The sequence below is a fragment of the Simkania sp. genome, assembly GCF_965215465.1.
Taxonomy (GTDB): Bacteria; Chlamydiota; Chlamydiia; order Chlamydiales; family Simkaniaceae; genus Simkania.
On sequence record NZ_OZ244056.1, the window covers coordinates 650,231 to 662,134 of the forward strand.

An 11,904-nucleotide genomic window follows, 5' to 3' on the forward strand; every position below is an offset into this window, starting at 1 on the left:
TAATCTCTAAGAATTAGAAATTAGTGAGCCGTTCTTCCTCCAGCTGGGGTTGAGCCTCCAGTCCAGTAGCCGATTAGAGCTAATAAAAGAACAGATGCGCCTAAAGTCGCTACTGCTGTTCCTGTTGACCAAGAAAACTTAGCCCATTCTGGGTAGTATGCTGCTGCTTTGTTGAAGTAAGGAGATGTAAACTCAACAACTTTTTGAACAGGGCCACTGTTCCAAATCGCTGTTCCATACTCAACAGATGCATTTTTAAATGCAGTCCAGTTTCTAGAAACGAAATCAGTAAACTGTGTCGCATAAGGTCCAACTGCGTTAGTAACACCTTCTAATGCCATATTTCCTCCGAAATAATTGCTTATAGGTTTTGGAGAGCTTGACTCCCCGAAATATTTTTGATTCCAATTATTATAGGCAGTTTTTAATTTATGTAAAGGATAAACAATCCTAGTTTTTTTAAAAAAATTTTTCATATGGAAAATGTAAGTAAAAGGTGGGGAGTCTAACTAAGATAAACAAATTGAAAATGAAATTAGATAAATGGAAATACTTTTTATACAGGAACCTTCGCGATAATGTTTTTGATTTTCATTCCTTGATTTTTCCAGGGAATTGACCTAAAATGCCAAAAAAAATTTAGGTTAGGAAAGCCCCATGAACGAAGAAACACGTGCAAGAGTGAAAATGATCAAAGACCGACTCCTTCAAATGTGGAGGTTTCTTTGACATTGAGGGAAAAAACTGTCAAATCACCACTTTAGAAAGCCAAATGGAAGAATCCGATTTTTGGTCGGATAATGAAAGCGCTCAAAAAGTCATTTCTGAGCGTAACAATCTCAAAGCTTGGACCGTTCCTGCGAAAGACATTCGCCGTCGTTTTGATGACTGTGAAAGTTTGCTCCTGGAAGTGAATGAAGAAGAAGATGCTGATCTCTACGGAGAACTTGTCGATGAACTCAGTAAGATTGAAGAGAAATTAGAAGATCTCGAGGTAAAGAAAATGCTATCGGGGAAGCTCGATGCAAAAGACTGTTACCTTACGATTAATGCAGGAGCCGGGGGAACTGAATCTTGCGATTGGGCTTCGATGCTTATGCGTATGTACCAACGTTGGGCGACAAAAAGAGGGTGGAAAATCGAAACAGTTGATCTCTTAGATGGAGAAGTTGCTGGGATAAAGAATGTGACACTCCGAATCGTTGGCCCGTTCGCTTATGGTTACTGCAAAGCGGAAAAGGGGGTCCACCGCCTTGTGCGGATCTCTCCATTTGATAGTAACGCGCGTCGTCACACGAGCTTTGCATCAGTCGATGTTTCTCCTGAAATTGAAGACGATATTGAAATTGAGATTCGTCCTGAAGATATCCGGATCGACACGTTTCGCTCTTCTGGCGCAGGAGGACAACACGTCAACACAACCGATTCTGCAGTGCGTATCACCCACTTGGAAACAGGGATTGTTGTCAGTTGTCAAGGAGAGCGGAGTCAGTTGCAGAATAAGGAAACTTGCTTTAAAATGCTCCGTTCAAAGCTCTATGAAAAAGAGATTTTGGAGCGCGAAGCCTCTATCAAGGAAATGGGAGGCGAAAAGAAAGAAATCGCTTGGGGATCGCAAATTAGAAATTACGTTTTTCAGCCTTATACACTTGTAAAAGATACCCGAACCAAGTACGAAGAAGGAAACATCCAAGATGTAATGGATGGTGAGCTCGATGGTTTTGTGAATGCTTATCTCAAGGAGTTTGGATGAATCGGATTCCGGATAGTCCCGAATATGATATCCGTTATTCTAAAGTCGAAGACTTAGAATATTTGAAAGAGTGGGTCAGTCATCCCGAGGCAGTCAAATGGTATCCTGTTTCGACAGAAAAGGATATCGAAGACATGACCAAAAACTGGATTGGTTTTTCCCGTTTTGGGGCGAGCTTAACTGCCGACTACAAGGGAAAGCCGGTGGGAATTGCGACGCTATTTTTAATGCCCTATAGGAAGCTCATTCATCACTGTCTTCTGTACTTTGCTGTAGATCCAGACCATAAAGGTCAGGGAGTGGGAACTTCTATTGTGAAAAATGCGACACACTTAGCTAAAACCTATTTTCGCTTCGAAAAAGTTCATTTGGAAACATATGAAGGGTGTCCTTCGCTTTCGCTACTTCAGAAAGTGGGGTACAAAGAAATTGTGCGTCAAGATCATTTTGTGAAGCAAGAAGACGGTTCTTATTTGGCCCGCGTGATCATGGAAGTCGAACTGGAGGGGTTTACAAATGGTTAAAAAACCTGTGGTTCAAATCCGTGAATCAGTCTTAGACGACTTGCCTTTCATTGAAGAGTGGCTCTTAGATAAAGAGGTTTTGAAAGGGTTTCCCATGATAGATAAGCGGGAAGTGGAAGACTCGATCCGCTATTGGAAACAATACATCGAAGGAAAGATGTCGATTACCGCTCTTTATAAAAAGAAGCCTGCAGGGTGTGCCAACCTCTACATTCAACCGATTGAAAAGCTCAAGCATCAGTGTCTTTTTGTGATCATTGTCGGTGAAGATTACCGAGGGCAGGGCATTGGCACGATGCTAATGAAAGCTCTCGAAAAACGTGCGAAAGAAATGTTTCAAATCGAACTTCTTCACCTCGAAGTGTACGAAAACAATCCAGCTGTCAAGCTCTACGAGCGCTTGGGATTTGAGCGTTATGGTTGCCATCCGAAGTACCTCAAAGAGCCTGATGGAACATATTACGATAAAATCATGATGCAAAAGTTCATATAGGAAGTAAAAATGGCCGGACATAGTAAGTGGGCAAACATCAAGCATAAAAAAGGGCGCGCAGATGCAAAAAAAGGAAAGATCTTTTCGCGCATTGCGAAAGAAATCATCAGCGCAGTGAAACAGGGAGGGCCCGATCCCAAATCGAATTCAAAATTGCGACTTGTCCTCCAAAAGGCAAAGTCTGCCAATGTTCCTGCTGAAAATATTGAGCGCAATATCAAAAAAGCCTCTAGTAGTGACCAAACCGATTTCAGTGAACTCACCTATGAACTTTATGGACATGGCGGAGTGGGGATCATTGTCGATGCGATGACAGACAACAAAAACCGCACCGCTTCCGACATGCGAATTGCGACGAATAAGAAAGGCGGGACGATTGCTTCTCCTGGATCGGTTGCTTATAACTTTGACCGCAAAGGGGTGATCCAAATTGGAAAAGATCAAGGGGATGAAGAAGCTCTTTTCATGCAAGCAACTGAAGCGGGAGCTGAAGACTTTGACCTGGCTGACGACCTGTATATGGTGATCACTTCAGTAGAACAACTTTATGAAGTGAAAGAGAAGCTTGAAGAGCAAGGTGTCACGTGTTCGGAGGCTAGCTTAGAAATGATTCCTAAAACATCTGTCGAATGCTCAGAAGAAGACCAAAAAGCTAACCTCGAGCTTATCGAATTTTTAGAAGATCTCGATGACGTCGACGTTGTTTTCCACAACATGGGTTAATGACACGCCTTTTGAAAATTTCTCATCAAGATAAAAGGGCTTTGAGTTCTTTTAAGTTTGTTTTTTCTAATTCAAAGAGAGTTAGAGGAGCGGGCTCGATATATCTAGAGAATCGAGGAGGTGTTCTGCAGAGGATTCTCTGGCGCTCCTTCTTTCAGTTTGTAAGTGATTCGGATGGATGGAAGCAAAGCGGTGCCGTTCTTCGTATTTTACAACGAGTTTTTTATTCCGGTCTTCCCATGAAATGTGTGGAGTTCCCCGGTTGAAATAACGGGAAAGTCTCCAGACAGAGTCACTTGTTCCAAAGAGGCCTAATTTCACGCCCCCCCAATGCCACGCATCGAGAGTGGCTCGGGCAACTCGCTTTTGTCGGGAAATCTCTTCGTACTGCTCAACGCTGTAATCTGCCCATTCAATATCCGTTCCTTTCTTGAGCCCTTCCACTCGGCGGATGTGGGTGCCTAATTGTAGAATTTCGGGACTGTCACTTGTTTCTTTAAGAGGGCTAAAGACTCTAAATTCAAAAGGGAAACCTCCTTGATCTTTGAGGCCTTTTCCTAAAAAGGTGCGGTCACTTCCAAACATGGACACGATGTCCCCGTCTTCAGTGATGTGATCGAAAGCTAGGGTGCCACCCATCGCGTGCATGACATCTTTGTGCTTGAGCATAAACTCTGTTAGCGCTTTGTCATCATCTTCATGAATTTTTAAGGTGCTATGAGAGTAGACTAGCATGAGTGTAATAGGTAATCGGTGGCGATAAGCTGTATGTTTGACAACATCAAATTGTGCGTCAAATCCACCTAAGCTGCTTCCTCCAGAAACAACAGGTGGGGGGTGTTTCCCATCGAGAAGCTTTTCAAAAAGGATGCGGTCCTTGCGCGATGCAAATGCTTTTATTTGATCGATAAAATCCTCAATTGCCTCCTCACTGGGGGCTGCTAACAAGGCACTTTTCTTTGTAAGAAATGCTTCAAGCTTCTCGGTATAACGTCCTTTTTCTGCAGGAGTTAATCTTAGATTAGTGAAACGCCAAGCAACCTCTTGCATCAGTTCTTCTGTGGCTGTTTTTAATAGTTGAAGGCGCTCGTCCGTGTTGTTTTCTTTTGTAGCAGCAAAGAGGTAACTCATCCAAACGGGGAGTGTGAATTGGTCAAAGAACTCTCGGTCTTCCAGTTCTGTCGTGTTGCTATATTTATAACCTGCATGCTCAGCTAGGTCACGGGACAAGGTTGGTCCTGCTCTCAGGGCGTAGTTTTGTCTGCAAGTATCACGCATTGCGCGAAAAACGGGGAAGTCTCCGGATGTATCTTCGTTTGCAGGTTTAAAGACATACCAAAGCTTCCCATGAGCTGAGTCAACTGCTTGATCAACACGGTACCAAACGATTTCACCATGGACATCTCGAAAAGGAGAGGGAATGATTCCACCCACACGCCATTCAGATCCATCTGCAGTGCTGATCATCGGATGTTTTTTAGCAGCGATTTTTACGAGGTATTCATTGAAAATTCTTAAGGAGAGGGTTTCATCACTTGAAGCTGCATCGAGAATTTCATGGTGGACTTGCGCCATTTCTTGCATGTCAATTTCGTAGCGCAAAGTCTCGTAATCATCGACTTCTTTATTGTATGATCCTTTAATGGGGGCGCTAAATTTTCGTCCTGTGTAGGCTCCTTCCCAATCTGCCCGAGGTGTCATCACAGCATCCACGCAGCGATTGAAAAATGCTTGTTCGAAATGCTCGTGGAGCTGCTTCATGGTAGTAGTTTCTGGGGTTTCGAAGAATGTAAGCATCCCTCGCATTTCCCGCATTGTAAAATTGTGTTCCTCTTCAGTAAAGAAGTCAATGACACGCTCTTCTTCATGATAATCTTTAAAGACGTTTTCGATTTTTTCTTTAAAGGCTTCGACGTCGCGCATTTCAATGTGATTCATTCCCGTGTTGAAATAATGAATGTGGGAAGGGAGAAGAGGATGGCCTTCGTTTTTCATTTCATCAAGAGAAATTCCGAAAGTTCTTTCAATGAGATTGACTTTTGCTGCGCCTACTTCTCGCTGGAGAAAGTTTTGGTAAGCTTCAATGGTTGCTGTATTTTGTCTCATATATTCGCGATAAGTGTTTGTATTAAATAAACGGTGAAAGATCCGTTCGAAACGGGAAAGTCCCCGCCGAGTTAAAACAACTTTATCTTCATCCACTACAAGACGAGATTGAGGGGAGAAAAAGCTCCATTGACGTGGAACTTCTGAAACCTTTTTTTGTTTGAGTTCAAAATAAGAGGTCGCGGCAAGGGTAAAACCATCGCGAAAATTTCCAGCCTGAAGCGCTTCTGTTGTGTTTGTGGCGAAAGTTGAGGGGCTTGAAAATGTCAGGTGAGAAAGACGGCTGAGGTCGAGCTCTTCTTGGAGCTCAAAGACATCAATGTTCAGAGTTATTTCTTTACCACCTTGTATAATTGTCACAGGGGTGACTGTTCCATTGCGCTCTCCGATTTCCTTGATGGAGAAGAGTCCGTTGGCTCGATCCCTGATGTGTTGATAGAAAGCTTTTAAGGTGTGAGCATCTTTAAGTGAATCAGTCTTAGAGATATGAGATGGTTCCTCAAATCCTACGAGATAAGATTGCCCTCTTGGGCGAATTGTAATTCCATCTTTTATTGTCATTCGGTCCCCCAACCAATTGAAATAATTATAACATATTTATTAATTAAAATTAACTAAACAATAATCTATTGACTGTTAAGTGCTTAATATAAGCATTTGTCGGATAGTCATATACATAAATAATTGTTGCTAAGTTACTTATCGTTTTGTTTGCTTGTGTGTATTTAATTTTTTATTATTAAATTATTAATTTACTGTAAAATAATAATTAAGGGATGAACGGAATGGAAGGGTCTAAATTATGGCTTCAATGCGCGTTGACACGCCAATTCACGAAAATACACAAACACCTAATGCAGAAAGTGATAGGGTAGTCAATTGCTCTCACTTACTCTTAGAGCGTGAGGAGCCCAACCTAGGATCTTCTCTCGACGAAAGAGAGGTCGAGGAGGTCTCGGTCAGCCCAGGAATCATGCAGCAATTTGGAAACTGGATTTTTTCAGGCTTCCAAACCGTCAGAAAAGCAGTTGAGCACTACCAGAAAAGTGATTTAACGCTTGGCTGGGTCATGAGAAAGTTTGCAGGAACAGGGATTCGAGATTATCAAACAGCTTACACGCTTTTAACTGATTACTCTGCATTTCGTGAGTCGCGAAAAAAGGGTGCTGAGACGCACGAACTCCGTTTATCCGAAGATCAGAAACGTGCTCAGGACCTCTATGCACGCCGAGGCAAACTCAGCCCTGCTGAACAGATTGAATTCCAACAAATCCTCAGTCGACTGAATCGCGCGGGGCTTGCAAAACGTCAAGCACTGTACCGCAATGCGAATTTCGTTTTATCCCATGTCGATGTCGCCACGTTAAAAAATCAGTCCCGAAATGACATTCAAGAGGTCGTGACTGCCTATGTTTCTAAAGTGAGAGGTGGAGACCTTTCGCTTGATGATTACAGCATGATTGAACTTGTCGTTTCGAAGATCTTACTCATCGGAATGGATGAAAAGGTCGATTCTGAGCAGCAAGTTGCCTTTTTAGCAGCAACTTATCAAGAGCATAATCGTCTGCAAACACAAGACCAGTGCTTTACTGGTGAAGACTTTCTTCGTGTAAAAATTGAGCAGCTTCAGTTTCTCTTTGGGGGGCTTGAACACTTTAAATGGTCCTTGACTTTTGTCGAAGATGAGCCCAAAGGAGACTCTCCACGTACAATTGATGTGATGCGCGAGATGATGCAGAGTGCAGAATTCGATGGTGTTAGAGATCAAGTTCACTTTCTCGATTATGATGTCGATTTGAAAGAAGAAATCGCCATGTACAAAGATCCTGAAATTGCAGGGATGAGCGGTGATGAGTTTGCACGCGCCAGTGTCAAAGGAGGTGCTATTCAGGTAGGGCTTCGTTATTTGGCTCAGGTAGCTCCAGATAAACAGTTCAAAACCCCAAAAACCGCAGCGATTATTTATACAGACTGTGATACGTCGGTGAACTTGGGGAACAGCGGGATTCTCTTGAATCAGATTTACAACCCAGATTTAGGTCATGAAGTTGGGATTGGGTCAAGAAGGATTCAAGGTGCTCACGTTGTCGGAAAGTCTGCAGAGCGTCATTTGCAATCGTTTGCGTTTAACTCACTCGTCAGACTTCTTTTGAATGTTCAGCTCACAGATACCCAGGTCGGTGCCAAGGTTTTCAGACCAGATGTGATTACTGATGTTCATGAAGGTTTTACTGAGCTGAGTATGGCTTTTGATTCGGAAATCTTCCGTTTAACAATGAAAAAAGGACATAGTGTCGGAGAAGATGGAATCGTTTGGACCGATTCGGCAATTGAATCTAAATCGGCAGACCAAAGTGGTTCGATGTTAAATGGTCTTTTGCGCATTTGGGAAAAATCGTTTCCAGCAAATCCTCCATCGGGCGCTCCGATGGGCAGCTTAGAAGAATTTAAGATTAAAGGGCGGGCTTTAACTCAAGAAGGAAAGCTCTTTCAATCTCTACTTAAACTTGCCAGTGATCCGAAGTGGAGATTTGTCATCGAACACCTCGATGATATCTACTTAGGCCTTGCTCCTCGTGACTTTAAAAATTTCGTTCACGCCATTGAAAATTTCCTGAAAAAAGTTGCGACAAATGATTTAAAACAAGATGAGCTTGAAGCTGTTGTAAAGAGCTTCTTGATTTTGAAAGAAAACCTTGAAGAGTCTGATGCACTTGCATTTTTCTTTCACGAATTTCCTGAAGTGATGGATGTGATGGAGCTCCTCAATAAAGATCCGCACTATGCACGAGTGATCGTTCCACTCCTTTTTGGAGACAATCCTGCGACAAAATTGATTTCAAAGCATGGCTTTGATTCTTTTGGTCGCTTTCTCGATCGCTGTGATGACATCCCTCTCGGTGTGGCTTTTGAACAGTGGCTTGAACATGGTAAAAAGCAAGTAGAGGCTTCTGCGTCCAAAAAGCGTGTGCTCATGGACCCCAATATTGAGCGATTAGATCGAGGTATTGCACGGGTTGCGCAAATTCACGAAGAACTTCAGACGAAAGGTGAAAAACGAAAAGTCAGCATGGTGATTCAGTATAACATGGATGGGACGAGTCGTGACTACATTGAGCGCGTTTTAGTTCCTAAGATGCGTCAAGTGAAAGAATCTCTTGGGGAATATGATACCATTGAGTGGGAGTTCCTCGTCGTTGATGCTCGAAAAGAGCGCACTTCAGGAATTGAAAGAGACTTTATTGAAATTTTAGAGCGCGAGTCAGGAGGAAATGTCTCAGGCCGACACATTGTGTTAGAAGAACCGACAGGTAAGGCTTCTGCGGTCCGTTATGGAATGAGTGATGCAGCAAGCTCGAGTGACTTTGTTGGGTTTATCGACTTTTCAGATAAGATTGACGTGTTAGAAATGACCCACCTTTTTGCAGAGTGTCATGAAAACAGTGGGGTGGCCATTGGTTCACGTCGTCTACAAGAAAGTGAAGTGGAAAACAAACCGATTCCTTTCTTGCTGCGTAGTATGGGACTGAACCTCATGGTCAAAGGGATGTTCCCCCATCTGTTTGATATCAGTGATACCCAGACGGGATTTAAACTGTTTAGAGCTGGTGCTTGGCAGCAAATTGCAGCACTTGGATTAAAAAACGACTCACTTGCATTTGATATCGAGCTTCTGCAGCAAGCAAAACGTTTAGGTCACAGCATTTCAGAATGTCCGGTGGACTTCTTGGATAGCACGCAAAATGTCGCGGACTTCGGTGAAGAACAGATTTCGAGTCTGTTTGATGAAGTCATTTCGATTCGAGCGACAACAAAGGATACACCTGCAACTCCGCAAAGGCCAGGAGAAGCGCGCCTGATTGGGGGCGGCGCAGAAAACATCGTTTACCGTCTTACGGATGGAACGATTGTGAAGATTCCACATGAAGCTCTCGACCCTGATTTTACGGGCTTTTTGAAACACGTTTTATTCAAAGGGCGAAAAGAAATGGGAATGGGTGACCAGCAAGATAAACTCATCACCTCGCAGTTTATTAGCAAATTGCTCACTTCACCAAGATTTAGTAAGTACATCCCAGCTCTTCGAAGCTGGAACGATCTCAATATCTTTGTGATGAAAGTGATCACATCGTTTGAGAATAAAAACTACAAGTCAATGGGATATACGACGGCTGCACGACTCGGAAAAGACCTCGTGATTCCATTCCGCTTTATTGAAGAAGACTTTGTTTTAGAAATTTATGGAAAGCCGCGCGCTTTTACTGCAGAAGATAATGCAAAACAATCGGTTTTTGCTGACGAAGTTTTCAAAGACCGGGCGCAACGCTTTATCGATGCAAAAGATGAAGAAGGTCTAAAATTACTTGTCGATCAAGGGGTAGGCCTTTTCCGTGACCTTTGGAAAAGAGGCCTTTTTGACCTCGATACGAACTTCATGTGTGATACCGGATTTTTTGAAGACTCTTCAGGAAGTCAGCGACTCATGGTTCTTGACCCAGGAGAGCTTGTCGATGATCTTTCTTTGATCAATCTTGAGGTTGCACGAAACCAAGTTGATAAGCGGTATGATTACATCGAATTAGAAATTCTTCTTCGGAGCTTACCTCCTGAAATGAAAGAAAGAGTGCTTGAATACTACAAAAGTCAGATGCATCAATTCCTCAACGATATTGAAGAGGATTTAAGTCGACCTAGTGAGGCGCGTGTTTTTGGATCTGACCAGCGTTCAGGTGATGCGTTTGCAGTCGAATTCCCTGATGCGGAATTGCCAAGTGTGGATCTTCAAGGAGATAAGACGGAAGGGCAAAAGAGAAGAGAGGCCTTACAGCGGAGTGCTGTAGGGTACCAACATGCCTATAGCCCACATGGAATGCCAAAACTTCCAGACTCAAGTGTTTTTTATGCGTACAGACACGTGGTTTCAAGTTCTCATCCCCAAGCCAGAGACAGTGGGAAAGTTGGAGTTGAAATGGGGTCAATTGGCCCTTTAGCAGATACCCTAGTCGATGCCACTTTATATAGACCTACAGAGATCTTAATGCTTGATGCCGGTTCTGCAACCCGCGCTTCGGTTCTTAAATACGGAGAAGATGGCGGAACAAAAGGAGGCATTGTCGTTGGTGATAAGCCGCTTTATGCACATTCCGCACATGATCTACAGTGGCTTGCTGAAAACTACCTCCCAGAAGGGTATGTGATTCTTGCCTCAAGTGATGATTTGTTGAATATCACACCTGATCAAGCTGAAAAAATGAGGCAATACCTCGAAGCAGGTGTTGGTTTTTACTGGTGCGACTTGCCCAATGGAGGGAAAGACGTCATGCCATTGACAGTGACTGATACACAAGCGTTTTTAAGACATCACGCATCGATAGGCGAATTGTCTGAAGATTTTTTAATGAACGTTCCCTTTGCAAAAGGAGCCGTCAGATCAGTTGGAACCAAAGACTCTATTGAGACAGTTTTCCGTGCAGCTGAGACAGTTCATTCAACTGTTGATGATGATGGAGTTTCAAGTTCAGATAAAACTGGAGGAGGAACGATTCCAGGTGCATCCGTTCTTTCTGACACTTATGGGCAGTTCTTGCAGTACAATGCAGCACGCAAAATTGGAGGAATGAAAACCCCATTCTTAATGGTGATGAGTAAGGAATTTTTAGCTGATTTCAATCGAGAGGTCATGCCTTTACTTCCTTCGTATGTTTGGAACGAGATCACATGGGAAAATATCTTAGTTCGTGGAATGAAAACCGATCGCACGATTTGGATGCAAAGTGGAAAACCACAGCTTATGGATAAAGAGCAGTGGGGCCAAGTGTACGATAAGATTCAAGAGCTCAAAGCAAAGCACAACATTGATACAAACTCACCAGAGCAAAATGCCGCGCGCGTTTTCGATGCTCCCTGGCAAAACTTCGATGATCCTTATGCGCTCTTCCGCTTTGCCGTAGAAAGTATGCCTGATCATACAACGAAGCATTCAAAGGGAACGTATGTCGCATTCAAATCAGAGATCCAGGGTCAGTTAGTCTTTGAAGGTAGCACTGCTACGGAAAACCTCTTTTACAACGTCCATCTTAAGCCAGACGAGACTTTGCATGTTCTCCCCAACCATGTTGTGGTAAACATCAAGGGAGAGCTCTATTCGATTCGAATGGGTGAGATGTCAAAAGATCAACTTAAAAATGAGATGGTGTATCGCTACGAAGAGGGCCGGCCGGTTCCTTACAAAAAGTACAGTGCCTTCATGAAGGAGATGAACTCATAAGTTGTTTACCCGAGAGAAGGCTCGACGGTATAGAGAG

The 11,904-nt window shown here is 43.2% G+C and carries 7 protein-coding genes; 5 read left to right on the forward strand and 2 right to left on the reverse strand.

The genetic code is table 11. The annotated features are described in order from the left end of the window. Positions 1 to 20: 20 nt before the first annotated feature. Entirely contained in the window at positions 21 to 341 is a 321-nt protein-coding gene (locus ACOOFG_RS03020) for a hypothetical protein (protein WP_420422166.1), read from the reverse strand. Between the two features lie 316 nt (positions 342 to 657). On the opposite strand from ACOOFG_RS03020, the gene prfB reads away from it, so the two are divergent. The 4 genes from prfB to ACOOFG_RS03040 all read left to right on the forward strand — a co-directional run bounded on the left by prfB (position 658) and on the right by ACOOFG_RS03040 (position 3,493). Next, positions 658 to 1,753, forward strand: a protein-coding gene (gene prfB / locus ACOOFG_RS03025; RefSeq protein ID WP_420422167.1) for a peptide chain release factor 2 whose coding sequence is annotated in 2 segments (ribosomal slippage) — positions 658 to 726 and positions 728 to 1,753 — 1,095 coding nt in all. Because the reading frame shifts where the segments join, the coding sequence is not laid out codon by codon here. Next, positions 1,750 to 2,277, forward strand: coding sequence for a GNAT family N-acetyltransferase (locus ACOOFG_RS03030; protein ID WP_420422168.1), 528 nt, complete (start codon positions 1,750 to 1,752; stop codon positions 2,275 to 2,277). Before prfB ends, ACOOFG_RS03030 begins: the two co-directional genes overlap by 4 nt. Next, positions 2,270 to 2,770 (forward strand): GNAT family N-acetyltransferase, encoded by a 501-nt coding sequence (locus ACOOFG_RS03035; protein WP_420422169.1) that lies wholly within the window; start codon positions 2,270 to 2,272, stop codon positions 2,768 to 2,770. Before ACOOFG_RS03030 ends, ACOOFG_RS03035 begins: the two co-directional genes overlap by 8 nt. 9 nt (positions 2,771 to 2,779) lie before the next feature. Next, positions 2,780 to 3,493: a YebC/PmpR family DNA-binding transcriptional regulator gene (locus ACOOFG_RS03040; protein ID WP_420422170.1), complete on the forward strand. Its 714-nt coding sequence runs from the start codon at positions 2,780 to 2,782 to the stop codon at positions 3,491 to 3,493. Between the two features lie 81 nt (positions 3,494 to 3,574). On the opposite strand, the gene ACOOFG_RS03045 is transcribed toward ACOOFG_RS03040, so the two are convergent. Continuing rightward, on the reverse strand, positions 3,575 to 6,160 hold the full coding sequence (locus ACOOFG_RS03045; RefSeq protein WP_420422171.1) for a hypothetical protein: 2,586 nt from the start codon (positions 6,158 to 6,160) through the stop codon (positions 3,575 to 3,577). Between the two features lie 241 nt (positions 6,161 to 6,401). Between ACOOFG_RS03045 and ACOOFG_RS03050 the strand changes: the two genes are divergently transcribed. Next, entirely contained in the window at positions 6,402 to 11,867 is a 5,466-nt protein-coding gene (locus ACOOFG_RS03050; RefSeq protein ID WP_420422172.1) for a hypothetical protein, read from the forward strand. Positions 11,868 to 11,904 lie beyond the last annotated feature (37 nt).